This is a genomic window from Latilactobacillus fuchuensis (assembly GCF_900258455.1).
Lineage (GTDB): Bacteria > Bacillota > Bacilli > Lactobacillales > Lactobacillaceae > Latilactobacillus > Latilactobacillus fuchuensis.
The window spans coordinates 567,204-582,438 of sequence record NZ_LT984417.1 but is presented as its reverse complement, the minus strand read 5'-3'; the positions used below and the strand labels follow the sequence as shown (position 1 = coordinate 582,438).

17 protein-coding genes, 1 other RNA gene and 1 riboswitch are annotated in these 15,235 nt (G+C 43.1%); of the genes, 1 reads left to right on the top strand and 17 read right to left on the bottom strand.

The features are described 5' to 3' along the window. Nucleotides 1-43 precede the first annotated feature (43 nt). Nucleotides 44-574 carry a folate family ECF transporter S component gene (locus LFUMFP_RS02690; RefSeq protein ID WP_025082735.1) on the bottom strand — a complete coding sequence of 177 codons (531 nt, stop codon included), beginning with the start codon at nt 572-574 and terminating at the stop codon, nt 44-46. Between the two features lie 40 nt (nt 575-614). Then, a riboswitch (THF riboswitch) is annotated at nt 615-713 on the bottom strand. Between the two features lie 147 nt (nt 714-860). On the opposite strand from LFUMFP_RS02690, the gene LFUMFP_RS02685 reads away from it, so the two are divergent. Further along, nucleotides 861-1,835: an asparaginase gene (locus tag LFUMFP_RS02685; protein ID WP_106483013.1), complete on the top strand. Its 975-nt coding sequence runs from the start codon at nt 861-863 to the stop codon at nt 1,833-1,835. Between the two features lie 48 nt (nt 1,836-1,883). Here LFUMFP_RS02685 and LFUMFP_RS02680 read toward each other — a convergent pair whose 3' ends face one another. The 16 genes from LFUMFP_RS02680 to mprF all read right to left on the bottom strand — a co-directional run bounded on the left by LFUMFP_RS02680 (nt 1,884) and on the right by mprF (nt 15,068). Further along, nucleotides 1,884-2,630 carry an acyl-[acyl-carrier-protein] thioesterase gene (locus LFUMFP_RS02680; RefSeq protein ID WP_025082733.1) on the bottom strand — a complete coding sequence of 249 codons (747 nt, stop codon included), beginning with the start codon at nt 2,628-2,630 and terminating at the stop codon, nt 1,884-1,886. A gap of 9 nt (nt 2,631-2,639) precedes the next feature. Further along, nucleotides 2,640-3,518: a 16S rRNA (cytidine(1402)-2'-O)-methyltransferase gene (rsmI, locus tag LFUMFP_RS02675; RefSeq protein WP_025082732.1), complete on the bottom strand. Its 879-nt coding sequence runs from the start codon at nt 3,516-3,518 to the stop codon at nt 2,640-2,642. 69 nt (nt 3,519-3,587) lie between these two features. Further along, nucleotides 3,588-3,935 (bottom strand): DNA replication initiation control protein YabA, encoded by a 348-nt coding sequence (locus LFUMFP_RS02670; RefSeq protein ID WP_025082731.1) that lies wholly within the window; start codon nt 3,933-3,935, stop codon nt 3,588-3,590. 26 nt (nt 3,936-3,961) lie between these two features. Then, nucleotides 3,962-4,750 carry a PSP1 domain-containing protein gene (locus LFUMFP_RS02665; protein ID WP_081779519.1) on the bottom strand — a complete coding sequence of 263 codons (789 nt, stop codon included), beginning with the start codon at nt 4,748-4,750 and terminating at the stop codon, nt 3,962-3,964. Between the two features lie 17 nt (nt 4,751-4,767). Then, nucleotides 4,768-5,754, bottom strand: coding sequence for a DNA polymerase III subunit delta' (holB, locus tag LFUMFP_RS02660; RefSeq protein ID WP_025082730.1), 987 nt, complete (start codon nt 5,752-5,754; stop codon nt 4,768-4,770). 3 nt (nt 5,755-5,757) lie between these two features. Then, entirely contained in the window at nt 5,758-6,087 is a 330-nt protein-coding gene (locus LFUMFP_RS02655; RefSeq protein ID WP_025082729.1) for a cyclic di-AMP receptor DarA, read from the bottom strand. Between the two features lie 14 nt (nt 6,088-6,101). Continuing rightward, nucleotides 6,102-6,746: a dTMP kinase gene (tmk, locus tag LFUMFP_RS02650; protein ID WP_025082728.1), complete on the bottom strand. Its 645-nt coding sequence runs from the start codon at nt 6,744-6,746 to the stop codon at nt 6,102-6,104. A gap of 559 nt (nt 6,747-7,305) precedes the next feature. Next, nucleotides 7,306-7,560 (bottom strand): YaaL family protein, encoded by a 255-nt coding sequence (locus LFUMFP_RS02645; protein WP_106483012.1) that lies wholly within the window; start codon nt 7,558-7,560, stop codon nt 7,306-7,308. 16 nt (nt 7,561-7,576) lie between these two features. Continuing rightward, nucleotides 7,577-8,173 carry a recombination mediator RecR gene (gene recR, locus LFUMFP_RS02640; RefSeq protein WP_025082726.1) on the bottom strand — a complete coding sequence of 199 codons (597 nt, stop codon included), beginning with the start codon at nt 8,171-8,173 and terminating at the stop codon, nt 7,577-7,579. A 21-nt stretch (nt 8,174-8,194) separates the two neighbouring features. Further along, nucleotides 8,195-8,503: a YbaB/EbfC family nucleoid-associated protein gene (locus LFUMFP_RS02635; RefSeq protein WP_056950694.1), complete on the bottom strand. Its 309-nt coding sequence runs from the start codon at nt 8,501-8,503 to the stop codon at nt 8,195-8,197. Between the two features lie 25 nt (nt 8,504-8,528). Continuing rightward, on the bottom strand, nt 8,529-10,250 hold the full coding sequence (gene dnaX, locus LFUMFP_RS02630; RefSeq protein ID WP_025082725.1) for a DNA polymerase III subunit gamma/tau: 1,722 nt from the start codon (nt 10,248-10,250) through the stop codon (nt 8,529-8,531). Nucleotides 10,251-10,393: 143 nt separating this feature from the next. Next, nucleotides 10,394-10,480: signal recognition particle sRNA small type (gene ffs / locus LFUMFP_RS02625), an RNA gene on the bottom strand. Between the two features lie 28 nt (nt 10,481-10,508). Next, nucleotides 10,509-11,012 carry a tRNA adenosine(34) deaminase TadA gene (tadA, locus tag LFUMFP_RS02620; RefSeq protein ID WP_025082724.1) on the bottom strand — a complete coding sequence of 168 codons (504 nt, stop codon included), beginning with the start codon at nt 11,010-11,012 and terminating at the stop codon, nt 10,509-10,511. A 396-nt stretch (nt 11,013-11,408) separates the two neighbouring features. Beyond that, nucleotides 11,409-11,753, bottom strand: a complete 345-nt coding sequence (locus LFUMFP_RS02615; protein WP_025082723.1) for a hypothetical protein — start codon at nt 11,751-11,753, stop codon at nt 11,409-11,411. A 67-nt stretch (nt 11,754-11,820) separates the two neighbouring features. Next, a complete protein-coding gene (locus tag LFUMFP_RS02610; RefSeq protein ID WP_025082722.1) occupies nt 11,821-12,432 on the bottom strand; it encodes a class I SAM-dependent methyltransferase in 612 nt (203 codons plus the stop codon). A 14-nt stretch (nt 12,433-12,446) separates the two neighbouring features. Continuing rightward, a complete protein-coding gene (gene mprF / locus LFUMFP_RS02605; RefSeq protein ID WP_106483011.1) occupies nt 12,447-15,068 on the bottom strand; it encodes a bifunctional lysylphosphatidylglycerol flippase/synthetase MprF in 2,622 nt (873 codons plus the stop codon). Nucleotides 15,069-15,235: the final 167 nt, after the last annotated feature.

The window sequence follows — 15,235 nt, the reverse complement described above, 5'->3', positions numbered from 1 at the left end:
TAATTGATAAGGCTGATACGTTATCTTAAACAAATTTTGTGACTTACAATCGTTCTTTGAGTCGGACAACTGGTTCGAAATGCATGACAGCATACAATATAATCGGATGAACGATTAACGTCACAATTTCACCGATTGCACGCGCCCCTAAGTGGTATGTGATTGGTGTGTGACTTAAAATCGCCACCCACCATGAATTGAGAAATAGATTAACGAATAACACCACGGTCAACACCGCTAGAATCACACGTAACCACGTAATCTTTTGTCGATAGAAATAACAACCGTAGATAAAGGCGCCTAAAAACGCCGATAACGTGAATCCTGGAAAATAGCCACCAGGCACGCCGATCATTAAACTATTGATTAAATCGCCAACAACGGCGGCTAATCCGGCCCATAACGGCCCAAACCACCAACCCATTAAGGCGGTCACGATAAAGCCAAAACTAATTCTGAAAATCACTAGTGGAATTGCAAACCGGGCTAATACCAGTTGCAAAGCCACTAAAATCGCTAGTAAAACAACGCGTCTGGTGTCTAGCTTGCCACCTAAAGTCTGACTATTGAACATAAAAAAAGCATCTCCTTTTTGGAGTTGCCACAAATAATTCTGCGGCGAATGCGGGACCAAAACCGCAAGCATTGCTGCTTTTCGTCTGATGTTCACATTCCGTTCCATCAGCACTTAACGCTTTAGTCCCTACCCCGAATCTTTTAGAACGCATTAAATGTACCATGTTTTTTAATTTGGCACAATTGAAGTGGCTTAATTCTCATCATCTCGTCATTCTTTTGCGTTCAATATTTGCTATACTGAAGGGGCAAACAAGTTCGAATCAGAAAGGTGACTGATTTTAATGAAAAAAATTCTCGTATTACACACTGGTGGCACAATCGCGATGTCTGCTGATCAAGATGGCGCGGTTGCCCCAACTAGCCAAAATCCAATGGCCGGTTTCGAAAAATTATTTGATAACCAACTCACTATTATCAGCGAAGAATTCGCAAACCTCCCCTCACCACACATTACGCCAACTGTGATGTTGTCCCTCCAAAAACGAATCCAACAAGCCGAAACTGAAGGAATCGATGGCATCGTGGTCACTCATGGTACCGACACACTAGAAGAAACGGCCTATTTCTTAGACTTAACCTTACCGAATTCAATTCCGGTCGTGGTTACCGGTGCAATGCGTTCTTCCAATGAAATCGGTTCTGACGGCTTACATAATCTGATTAGTGCCGTTTGGACGGCCGCTTCCGATGATGCCCACGATAAAGGGGTGCTGGTTGTGATGAACGATGAAATCCACACGGCTCGTTACGTGACCAAAACACATACAACAAACGTCGCCACTTTTAGAACACCCACTTTTGGACCATTAGGATTTGTCAGCAAACACGCTGCCAACTTCTTCCAAGAACTCATTCGTTCTGAAATCTGTGATATTGATCATTTAGTTGAACCCGTTTTCTTATTGAAAGCTTACGCTGGCATGGACGCTACCTTATTCGACGGACTTAACCAACCAACAACGAAAGGCATCGTGATTGAAGCGCTAGGGGCCGGTAATTTACCACCCGCTACCTTACCCGCGGTCCAACGCTTGTTAGATCAAAATATCCCAGTTGTTTTAGTCTCTCGCTGTTTTAACGGCGTGGCTGAAGATGTTTATGATTATGAAGGCGGTGGGATTCAACTTAAAAAGATGGGCGTTACTTTCTGCCAAGGTTTAAACGGTCCGAAAGCCCGGCTCAAATTACAAGTTGGCCTCAGCGCCGGTAAAACGGGCTCTGATTTAACGAATTTTGTCAGTAACGCTGTCTCATAGAACACAAAAAAACTTATCCCGAATTTTCAGGATAAGTTTTTTTGTGTTTTAACGTGGTTGCCACGTAATCATCGCTTCAGCAGCGCTTAAATCGTCAACGGCCACTTTATGCCGCGTCGTAATCGCCGCTTCTTCGGTCACCTGTTGGACCAAACTTTGCGTCATTTGGCCGTATTGAATCTCATGCCCGTAACGAATATCAACGCTCGCCACTCGGTGATCCATCAAGAAATCGTAATCAAGCGCATCTAACATCCATTCGAAATAATGGACATTATTGACGTGTTGATTGCCATCGATATCAAAATAGCGGACCCGGTAGGCTTTCGACGTTGCTAAAGCGTGATCGACTTTTTGAATCCGGGGGAATCGTTTACTGCCCTTCATTTCGGTCGATTCAAACGGTGCCATAATTTCAGGTACCACCGCCACCATTTTACGGGTTTCATAGGACATCATCACAAAAATACTTTGCACGGCGACACATTGATTGCCCGCTTCATCGTAAAGCCAGAAATTACGATAACAGAAATATTTATTGTAACTTTCCGCTTCCGTCACGATTTTAACCGTTTCATCAACCCGCGGCATCCGGGTAATATCGAGATGGTATTGAGTCACGACCCAGCCCAGATTCAAGCTGTGCATCGTTGCTTCACCGACGTTTAAGTTAATTAATTGATGTTCCGACGCCAATATTAAAATATTAACAAGTGACGCTAATGTTAATTCGCCTTTAATATCCGTTTCAAAATACGGAATTTTATATGTTTCTGAATATTGCTTGCCTGACATTCGAACCCTCTATTCTGTTAATTCGTGATAATCATTATAGACCACTTGTTTCTTTAAATTATTGGCTTTGGCAACCGTCTTGATCGCCATATTGGGACTCGCCCCCTGTTGAATCTGCGCTTCTACTTGTTCGGCTAACGATAACGTCACCGTTTCTTGAACGGCCGTCATCGCTTGTGGGTCTGGATTACCGGCAACGATAATCACAAATTCACCCCGTACTTCAGTTGTGGTTGCCCAATCGAGGACTTCTTGTAATGTCCCGCGAATAAATTCTTCAAACTTCTTGGTGATTTCACGACACAGTGTGACTTGCCGCTCGGGTTCAAAATCAACAATTAACGCTTGGAGCGTCTTCTTCAACCGGTGTGGTGCTTCATAAAAAATCGTGGTTTCGGGTTTTAGCGCTAATTGCGTGACGGTTTCCGTTAACTCTTTTCCCTTACGCGGCAAGAAACCAAAGAACGTAAACGGCTGTGGGAGCACGCCTGAAGCGATTAAACCGGTTAACCCGGCGTTGGCGCCTGGTAGTGGCACAACCGCGATATTGGCCTCAATACAGGCCTTAACGAGCTCATGGCCCGGATCACTAATAGATGGCATTCCCGCATCACTGACTTGGGCAATATCATCGCCATTTTCCAATTTAACAAGCAACTCATCAATCCGTTGTTGCGTATTGTGTTCATGGAAACTAATTTGTTTCGTTTCAATTTCAAAATGATTCAATAATTTTTGCGTATTGCGCGTATCTTCAGCCGCAATCAATTGGACAGCTTTCAACGTTTCAACCGCCCGATACGTCATATCCCCTAAATTACCAATCGGGGTTGGCACTAAGTATAATTTACCGGTTGTGGTTGTTTTAAAACTCGATTGTGTTTGCATTTTGTTATCCCTTCAACGTTCTAATAGAAAAACAGGCCAAAAAACGTGCTGTCTTTTGCCCTGTCACTATTAATCACTCGTTCGTTCACCATAAATCACATCGTTACAAAAAGCGCATGGTTCGTTGTTCTCGCGTCGTGACCCGTAAAAATAGGGACAGATGTGAAAACCTTCTTCATACAAATTCTGTAGATTTTGCTTCGATTTAGACAACCCGTGCGTACTTTCCTTAGCAGCGGCCGTCGTCGGTTGCAATTCTTGTAAATGTTCGCGCAAGTGTTTATTCTCAATCTCTAATTCAACATTCTCTTCAAGAACTTGAGAGAGCACTTCCTTCATTTCCGTAATGCCATCAAACGTTAACTTGGCCTGTTGTTCAATCGTCAATAAGCGTTCATATAAGTCGGTTTTACTCAACGTCGATACCCTCCCATTAATGGCTACTAAGCTAATTTTTGTACTTCAGTCGCGGCGTAAACCGTTGCGACCTGATGACTATCCAACCTAATCTTAAGCATCTGGCTCAATAAATTCAAGCCAACGACCTTACCAATACCGTCCGCGGTTTGGACCCGCGCGCCAATATCAGGTAGGGCCTTTTTATACGCCACATAAGTCTCATCTTCATATTGTAGACAACACATTAACCGACCGCACAATCCGGAAATCTTGACCGGATTTAACGATAAGCTTTGATTTTTAGCCATCTTAATCGAAACTGGAATAAAATCACCTAAAAAAGTGTGGCAACATAATTGGCGTCCACACGGTCCAATACCACCTAATATCTTGGCTTCATCCCGGACACCGACTTGGCGTAGTTCAATTCTAGTTTTAAATTGGCGCGCCAGTTCGCGGACCAATTCTCGAAAATCAACCCGTTTGGCCGCCGTGAAATTAAAAATCAGTTTATGCCGGTCTAACGTATAGAAAGTTGAAATTAATTTCATCTCTAATTGCGCATCAGCAATTGCTTTTTTCGCAAATCGTAACGCCGGTTCAGCCAGTGATTGGTTGGCCTGTTGCCGTTCTAAATCAGTTTTGGTCACTGAACGAATAATGGTTGGTTGGTTATTATTATTTTCCGTTTCAGTCAATTCCTGTTTAATCGTCGCAATTTCTTGATGTTCCGCAGTTTGAACAACCACCTGGGCCCCAACAACATAACTTGCCGCCGCAACGACAATCCCCATTTGATTGTTCGTTATAAAACTGACTTGATAACTTTTCATTCCTAATCAATCCCCCATTATCCGATTAGCTTTAACGTTAGACTTTCTAAAACATTTTGACAACTAATATTTTGCGTCAACGCGCGTTGTGCCGTTAGAACCGCCTGAACTTGGCTCACTAGCTGAGTCACCGTCATATTCTGACTAATTGACTGTAGTTGTGGCCGTGACGATTCGAAGCACAATTCGTCCGTTAACCCGTAGCGTATATTCAACAAATCTTGGAACCATAAGCCGATTAAGGTTAACCCGCGCGTTTGTTGTTGCCGATCGGCTAACAACGGTAGTAGTTGTGTCTGGACTAAAACAAAACTCTCTAAATCTTGTTGCGCTACTTTTTGCGCCCAATTGGTTAATTTACTCGTGGTTTGTGTTAACCAATCATCCGTTAACATTTCTTGTGCTTCGGCTAAATCACTCGTTAGATGCGCTAACAATTGCGCGGTAGCTGGTAAAATCCCCGCGGCCTCGAATTGCTTTTTGACCATCGCCAGCGGTAACGCCGGTAAATCAATCACTTGTAATCGCGATAAAATAGTTGGTAAAATTAAATTTTTATTTTGTGTACATAATAAGGCGTAGACGTTGGGTGCCGGCTCTTCTAAGAACTTCAATAAGCTATTAGCGGCACTGGCGGTCAAGGTTTCAGCCGCTTCAATGACAAAAATCCGTTGACTAGATTCCATCCCGCTTTTAGCCACTTCGCTTTTAAGATAGCGAATATCAGCAACTTTAATACTTTGACCTTCCGGTTGAATCACAACCACATCCGGGTGATTACCGGTGATGATCCGTTGACATTCAGCACATTGGCGACAAGGTTGCCCCGCTTCGGTCAGCGTCCGACAAAAGAGTCGTAACGCTAGCCATTGTGCTAATTGTACTTTACCAACACCCTCTGCACCCGCCAATAAATAGCCGTGTGCCAACTGACCGTGCGCAATCACTTGGGTCAATTGACTGACTAATTTGGGTTGCATTTGATTAATTGTTAACTCGGTCATCGCTTAGAAACGGTGGAACTGTTCAATCGGCATCACAAAGACGGTTGCGCCGCCCACTTGAACTTCGATTGGATAAGACATTGAGCTATCCATCGTCGCGTCCATATTGACCGGTGGTGTCATGAATTGTTCCCGTGCTTGGCACGTTTCTTCAATAATTTTTAAAGCTTCTGGCACCCGTTCATCTTCAATCCCAACAATAAAAGTGGTATTGCCAGATTTCAAGAAACCACCCGTTGTTGATAACTTAGTGGCCTGAATATTGGCATCAATTAATTCACTACTTAATAGATTGCTATCTTTATCTTGCACAATTGCGAGTAATAATTTCATCATAATACCTCCTATTATTCTTCAAAAAGGCTCGGATAATGTTGTTTTAAAACCGCCAAGCATTGCGCCACAACCGCTTCAAATGAAGCCGTTGCATCAATGGTTTGAATCCGTTTGGGTTCAGCCTGCGCAAGTTTTAAATAAGCTTGGCGGACTTTCTGATGGAAGGCTAATTTTTCTTGATCTAACCGGTCATATTGAGTTTGCCGGTGTTGCTTAATGCGGGCTATCCCGACTTCTGAAGGCACATCGAGATACAACGTTAAATCTGGTGTTAGCCCGTCGGTTGCAAATAAGTTCATTTGTGCGACCGCTGTTTCACCAATCGAACGGCCCGCGCCTTGGTAGGCGATCGAACTATCCACAAACCGATCACAAATCACAATTTGGTCTGCCGCTAGTGCCGGTTGAATCTTTTCAACGATGTGTTGCCGACGAGCCGCTGCGTATAACAAAGCCTCCGTCCGGTCATCCATCGCCGTATTGGCCACGTCTAAAATCACTTGACGAATCTTTTCTGAAATTGGATTGCCGCCTGGTTCACGCGTGACAACAATTTCTTTCGAACTCATTTCACGTAAAATCGGTACAACGGCTTCTAACACACTGGTTTTGCCAGCCCCATCAGGACCTTCAAACGTAATAAATTGACCTGCCACAAAACAACCTTCTTCATCAATAGTCTTATCTATATTTTACTTGATTGTGCCCACAAGGTAAAGGCAAGTCATCAATTGAATATTATTACGGCTTAAAAAATCCCTCAGTTATCTTAAACTCAAGATAACTGAGGGATTTTTTGTTAATGCTCAAAGCCTGACCGACTTGAATCAACACTCAGATCATAACGTGCCAACGCCCACTGATTCCTGTTCTTAGCGACGTTTCATAAACAAGTCCATAGACCGGACTTATTCACGAAACTAGGCTAATGCTCAGAAGCTACCGTGAGTTTCAGACACTTCGATCTTAACGTGCTTTTGAGTTGCAACAACTTCCGCTTAACCTAAAATCGCCAATTATCTTAAGTTCAAGATAACCGGCGATTTTCTGTTAATGCTCAGTTGCTATCCGCAACTCAACGCACTCATTTAATAACGTGCTAACTCAAGCAGACCTTTCCGCCTAACTACAAAATTGCCCATATGATTAAAGTTCAAATCATACGGGCAATTTTTAGGTTATGCTCAAGGTCAAACCGCTTGTGTGAGCACTTCTTTATCTAAAAATATTCCGGTTTGCGACCTCTTTGGAGACCACTTCACCCGCGACCTTACGCCGGCGCGCTTGGCGGAATAGAAATTCAAATTTAGCCTGTTGCAATTTGCTTTCCATTTCCAAAGTTCGATCCAATCCACGAACGTTTTCCTGTGTTTTTTGCGCCAACTGCCATTGATCTTTGACTTTAAAAACCAAATCAAGAAGTGCTTGGTCGCCATGTTCTTTTAACGTTGGTTTTCGCTTTCCAAACATCCTAATCCCACCGTTTCTATATTTCTTGTCGGCCTTCAACCGCTTTTAAAAGCGTCATTTCATCGGCGTATTCAATATCACTACCGACCGCTAACCCATGGGCTAATCGTGTTACTTTAATACCGGCCGGTTTAATCAGCCGTGAAATGTACATCGCCGTTGCTTCACCTTCTGGGGTTGCATTGGTGGCAATAATCACTTCTTGTGCCGGTGTTTTTTGAAGTCTTTTAATCAGATTCGCAATATTGATATCGTCCGGTCCCTTGCCTTCAATCGGCGATAAGACCCCGTGTAAGACGTGATAGAGACCGTGATAATCGTTCATGCGTTCCATCGACATGACGTCTTTAGGCTGTTCAACAACCAGAATCATATCTTGACTCCGCGTTGTATCGCGACAAATTTCGCACGGATCATCATCGGTAATGTTGCCACACACGCTACAATAATGTAAATCACGGCGCGCAGAAATCAGATTTTTGGCAAAATTAGTCACGTCATCCTCATTCATATCAATCGTATAAAAAGCGAGCCGTGTCGCTGTTTTACTGCCAATCCCAGGTAATTTCATGTAACTTTCAATTAACTTCGCAATTGGTTCTGGATATTGCATCTGTGCACTTCCTTATTAAGGCTAGAGTGGGAGACCTTTAGTAAACTTACCCATTTTTGCTTGGGTTTGTTGGTCGATATTACCCATGGCTTCATTGACTGCCATGATGATTAAATCTTGTAACATATCGGGATCTTCAGGGTCCATGGCTTCTGGCTTAATCGCGATATCCTTCATCTTCTTGTCACCGGTCATCGTTACAACGACCATGTCATCAGAGGCTTGACCTACAAATTCAGTGCTGTTTAATACTTCTTGCGTTTGGCCCATTTCCTTTTGCATCTTTTGCATTTGTTTCATCATACCTTGCATATTACCCATTCCACGCATATTAAAACTTCCCTTCAATTTTTAATTAATCTGGTTGAACGACAACCGCTTCGCCAAATAAATCCTGTGCTTTTTGGACAACTTCAGCTGTTTGTGGTTCTGCTGGTGCCTGGCCGGCTTCAGCCGGTGTTGATTCACCATCGCCAGTCACGTCATGATTTTGGAGATATTCTTGTCGAATATCCGGCCAAGAATCATGCGGCACTAAAACGACTTTAAACGGATTACCCGTCAAGCGGTTTAAACCACTTTCTAACGTCGTTAATAATTCTTGATCATTGTTCGCCCGTTCAAATAAAATCGCGTAGTTGAACGCCACAACGACCCCACCTTGACTCGCTGCAACCGGTTCTGAAACCTTCATCACGGCGCGTTTAGTGACGTTTAACATGTTTAATAGATCCGGCCAAACTTCTTTCAGTTGTTCTAAGTTCGCACGGGTGGCGTCCGCCAACACCGGATAAATCGCTTGGCGGTTGATTTTTTTACTGATTTTCTTAGCCGGTTTGGCTTTAGGTTGCACTGGTGCTGCCGGTTCATTGGCCGTTAGTTGGGCAACCGTTGCTTGTAACTGCGCTAATTCTTTTTGTAACGCGCTGACTTCTGCTGAATCAGTCGACGCGACCGTTGCGACCGGCGTTGAAACCTGATTAGTCGTCACCGGTTGGGGTTGCGTTAAACGCACCGTCGCAACTTCTAAATAAATTTCTGGATGATTGGTAAAGCGCAATTGTTGCTGCGTTTCATTTAACACATCAATCACCGCATATAACCGTTCGGCAGGTAATTGCGTGCTGAGCGTCTTAAAATGTTCATCCAACAAGTCCATTTCGTTTGCGAGGACTAATTCGGGTGCTTGTTGATACAACAGCAAATCGCGACTATATTCGATTAAATCTTCAATAAACCGTTGGGCATCCTTACCTTCTGCCAAAATCTGTTGTAATAAGGCCAATGCTTTTTTAGTATCACTGTCTTGAATCGTTTGCACGTAATCGGCCAACATTGATTCGGTTAAACTCCCCGTCACGTCTAAGGCGTTTTCGAGGGTCACGTGATTATCGCTAAAGGATAACACTTGATCGAGGATACTGAGCGCATCCCGCATCCCACCTTCAGCCGCTTTCGCAATCACTTTTAAGGCTGCGGGATCATAGGTCATCTCTTTTTGATCCAAGATGTAGGCCATTCGTTTGAATAAATCCGCTGCCGTGATTCGTCTAAAGTTAAACCGTTGCGTCCGCGAAATAATCGTTGCTGGTACCTTGTGGACTTCAGTCGTCGCTAAAATAAAGACGACATTGGCTGGTGGTTCTTCCAAGGTTTTCAATAACGCGTTAAACGCACCGGTGGATAACATGTGGACTTCATCAATGATGTAAATTTTATAATCCGCTTGGGTCGGCGCATATTTCGCTTTATCCCGAATATCACGAATCTCTTCAACCCCGTTATTCGAAGCCGCATCAATTTCAATCACGTCGTTCAACGTACCCATCGTAATCGCCTGACAAGTCGCACATTGATTGCACGGTTCGCCATCTTTTTGATGATGACAGTTAATCGCCTTGGCAAAAATCTTAGCCGCCGACGTTTTCCCCGTCCCGCGTGGTCCTGTGAATAAATAAGCGTGACTCGTTTGTTGGGTCATAATCGCGTTTTTCAACGTTTGGGTCATTGTTTCCTGCCCAATCACATCGTCAAAACGTTGTGGTCGCCAAACACGATATAAAGCTTGATAGCTCATTTAATTGCCTCCACCCTTTTAAAATATGACAGCTACGCCGTTTAAAAACTACTGGTTCTATTTTAGCATATTTTAGCGGCTTTTTAAGACCCAATGCACTAAAAAAGGATTAAGTCGTTAGACCTAATCCTGGTTAATTTTACAAAAACTTAAGACACATGATAAAACAAACTTAGTGCTGCTTTCTTCCGAATCTGACACGATTCGTAGGCTCATCATTGTCTCAAGGCCTTTCGGCAATTACTATTATAACTGATTTCACTTTAAATTACTAGCGTTTTTCTTTTTTAGCCGTCTTTTGGCCCGAATCGCTTTAAAAAAAGTCTGCAAGAGCGCCGCACATTCGGTTTCGCGAATCCCACCCGTAACTTGCGCTTGGTGGTTAAACCGTGTATCCGTCAGTAAATTCATTAACGTCCCAGTCACACCGGCCTTCGGATCACTCGCGCCAAAATAAACATTGGGAATCCGGCTATTAATAATCGCCCCCGCACACATCGGACAAGGTTCCAACGTGATAAAAATTGCAGTTTCTTCTAAGCGCCAACTCTTGGCGACCATACACGCTTCTTGGATGGCTAGAATTTCGGCATGCAGCGTTGCATCTTGGGCGTGTTCGCGAATATTATGCCCGCGACCGATAATTTCGCCGTTGTGGACAATGACGGCCCCAATTGGCACTTCACCAATGATTCGTGCTTGGTTGGCTTCATCAATCGCCGCTTGCATAAACTGGTCAATTTCGGTTTCAGTATACGCCATTCTGCATCACACCCTCTCAGTTAGTCTACATTCTATTTAACCATACACCGTTTTAACCTGCAATTCGGGTTGCGAGATTAAAACAAAAATTAACCATTATCTTGATTCGATAATGGTTAATTAGGGGGCGTCTGAGTCAGCGCTTCGCTCATAACGTGCCTTTGTGTTGCAACAACTTCCGCTTAACCTAAATCGACCAATTATCTTAAGTCCAAGATAACTGGTCGATTTCTGTTAACGCTCAGTTGCTAAACGCAACTCACGGCACTTCTTTTTTATGTGCTTCTCAGCCAACTTCTTCCGTCTAGCTACAAATAAGGAATCGTGACTAACACCGTCACAATTCCTTATTTTAGGCTATACTCAGAAGTTAATCGGCTGAGTCAGCACTTCGCTTTATAAATGTTCTTTTACCTTTGTTGCGTAGGCTGTTAGGGTTTGTCGTAGATCATTGACCATTTCTGGAATATTATCGGTTTGTTCGCCTAATTTGTCCTTTAAATCGTTTAATTTATCGGCCGCATTGAGCAAGTTATTGACATCAGTATCTGATAATTGATCCACTAAAGCTAAAGCTTTTTGGTTACCGTGTAACTTTTCTTTAACGAAGCTTTTGACCGCTAAACGTTTCCGATAACGTTCAATTTTTTCAAATAATGCTTTGGAACCCACAAAAGCAGTTGTGGCACCAATCGCTGCTGTTGCGCCAACACCAATTAATATCTTATATCTGGTTTTCATCATATCGACCTCCTTGCTGATACCTTTATGATAGCATATTCAGCTCAGATTTACCCCGGAAATAGCCTTAAGCTTCCGTTAATTTTATGCTTTGTAAAATGTAATAGCCTTTATCCTTGTGAATGATTTGAACGTTACCAAAAACGGTTTGCATCGTCTTCTTGGCAGAAGGTGCCCCCTGTTTTTTTTGAATCACCACGTTCAATTCACCTTCGGGCAATAGATGATCGTAGGCCCCAGTTAAAATATTTTGAACCACATCTTTACCGGCCCGGATTGGCGGATTAGTGTAAATCGCAGCGTATTGATCCGGCACGTTTTGATATTCAGCTGATTCAAAAATACGCACGTTCTCGATTTTGTTTAATTGACAGTTGGTTTGTGCTAAACCTAGTGCGCGTTCATTGACGTCGACCATATCAATGCGCCGTTTGGGTGCCAGTTTGGCAATCGTCATCCCAATTGGGCCGTAGCCACAGCCCATATCTAGCACGGGACCGTCTGGTACTTCCGCTAAATCGACGGTGTCTAGTAACACGCGTGACCCATAATCGACGGTATTCTTCGAAAAGACGCCGTTATCCGTTGTAAATTTAAAGTTAAAGCCCCGTATTTCAAAATCCCAATTTTTTTCAAAATGGGCCACTTCAGGATTCTTAGAGTAGTAGTAGTCAGTCATTGTGTTAACCTCATTTATTTTTCAGTATCGGATAAATTACCAATCTGCACGGACCGGATTAAATGTCCAACCACCCCGTGTTGATGCGGTTGCTCGGTCACTTTTTGATTAACGACCAATAATATTTGTAACATGGTAAAAATCAACGAACTGCGTTTTTGATACGCAATGTATTTCGGTAACCACTTAGTCGTGTACTTCTGTTTATAGGTCCGCAACCCTTGGAAGCCGTAAAAATGATAACCATATTCGTAGATTAAATGGGCCAACCGTTCTTCAATAAAACTGAATTCTGAAGTCCCGACGTTCGCCAAAGGTGCCATGCCTAAATTAAAGTATTCGTAACCCGCCGCTTGTTTCTCTTGGAAAAGATTAATAAATATCTCATCCATTATACCAGATGGGGCCGATTTGCGGTGACGCATTAAATCAATACTCGTTATAGATTGCGTCCCAGTTGGCATTTCGTTGGCAAACGCCACGATTTGGCCGTCAGTATCGTAGACGACGGCAATGGGTGCTTTTTGTAAATAATCAGCATCGAAGAACCCTAATGAAAAGCCCTTTTCAGCGCGTCCATCTAACCAATCGTCCGAAACAACTTTCAATTCCGCCAATAAATCAGTATCGAACGGTGGTTCTAAAACCTTGAATTGATAGCCTTCACGTTCAAATTTATTCATCAACGCGCGTTCAGCCCGGCGTTTTTTGCCGGTTAATGTGAAGTCTGCCAACCGGACGTAACCCTCTTCACCAAACTTGATGAAGTCAAACCCAATTTCATGTAACTGCATCGTTAATTCAGCCGAAATTTCATAAAAAGCTAAATGACAATCGATTAAATCCGCTTCACGCATCAATTGTTCAATCGCCAATAAAATTTTATCCGGATTGCCGATCGGTTCACCCATGATGATCAACCGATCCGCTTTCTTGCGGTATAACAAGAAAACTTGATCCGTCCCCTCTTCTTGATAGAAATAAACGGCTTTATCTTGCAGATACGCCAGATGACTAACTTCATTGCCACCAAACTGTTCAATCACCGCCTGAATTCGAGCTTCATCATACGGCGTTGCTAACGTAGACCGTCCGCCACGACTCAAATAACGAAAAACTAAGAATAAGGTTATCGCAGCGACTAACATCCCGATAAAACCGAGTAACCAGATACGTTCAGACGGAAATAATAACGCCGTCGGAATCGGTTTGCGCCGGTGTAAATGGGGTGAATTGGTAATTCCGACTAATGCGTAGAGGATAAAGGCTCCGGCAAACAAACTGCCGTCAACCAATCGATCGCTCCACGAAAATTCAAGTCGTTCACGATACAATTCGTGTTTTAATAAGACGCTCGCCACTAACACTATCATTAGGAAAACGGCCAGTTTGATTGAAAAATCACGCCAAAGCGTATTGATAATCGCAATCGTTAATAGCACCATCAACGGCCAATAAACTTTCTTGACCCGGTTAGCGACCCCACGCGCGAGGCCTAACATCACAAAGGCCACGATAATGTTGGTCACCCGATCTAAGAAAAAGAAGGTGTACGGATAAAGCCGACCAATCACCGAATTCGTGACTGCAAAATTAGGCACCGTTGCGACGACTAGTAGAATAATACCGGAGAAATATAAAAAGAAGACGATGAAACGGTGTGCCATTTTTTGGAGCATCTGTCGGGGTAGGCCTTGTAAATATTGATTCAACCGACTCCCCGCATCGTGGGTAAACAACCCAACGCCGACTAAGAATGGCACAATGTAATAGAAAATTCGGTAGAAGGACAACCAAACAACGGCGGTCGCATTGCCGACCCCAATGGCACTTAACCCAAAGATCATGAATAAATCAAACGTCCCTAAACCTCCGGGGACCATCGAAATCACGCCGATAATATTAGCAATCATGAATAATGGTAAGACTTGCAAGAAATTAATCGGTACTTCTAAGAACCAGCCGATGATTAAGAAGAAACTGCCCGCGAAACCCCATTCGAAAAATGAGCCCAACGTTAAGCGTAACACCCGTTGAATCGATAAATCGCTGAAAAAGCTCGCGTTCTTTAACCGGGTACTCATTAATAGGATTGGGAAATACAGCGCCCCACCAACTAACCATAACCAGTAAGTCGCGTATACCCGACCGATGCCAAATCCAAAGATCAAAATAAAACTAATTAAACACCAGATTGACAAACCGGCTAATAAAAAGAGCGCGATTTTAGAAATCGCCATCAAGATTTCTTTTTGAGTCGCCTTTTTACCATAGAAGTTAGCCCGGAGACTGGCCCCTAAAAAACCGCCAAAGCCGGCGATATTCGTAAATGAATTGACGATCCAACCCGATTTCACTTGGTACCAAAACGAATAATCTTCTGGTAACAACTCACTAATCACAAAATCGTAATTGAGCATCGGCAAGACCGCAATGAACCCCAGGATTAACATCGCAATTAAGGTTAACGGGCTTTGCGTCGTTAAACTTTGCCGGATTTGTTGGCCGTTTAAATCTCTAAAAATACGACCGACTTCTAAAATAACAAACACCAACACCGACAAAATAAAAATCGCTTTTAACAACGTCAAATGTTTTTGAATTTTTTGATAAAATCGTTGACCCCAATTTTTCATCTCGAACTCCTTTTAGTAATGATTAGTTTCATTATAAGCGATTAAACTCAAAATCTCAGCTAAATGACAATTCTGTTAGTTAAATTCACAATTAAGTTGATTGCAATCGATTTTCAGCGCACAAAAAAAGAACCGAGCGAATGCCCGATTCTTTTTGATTAACTTAA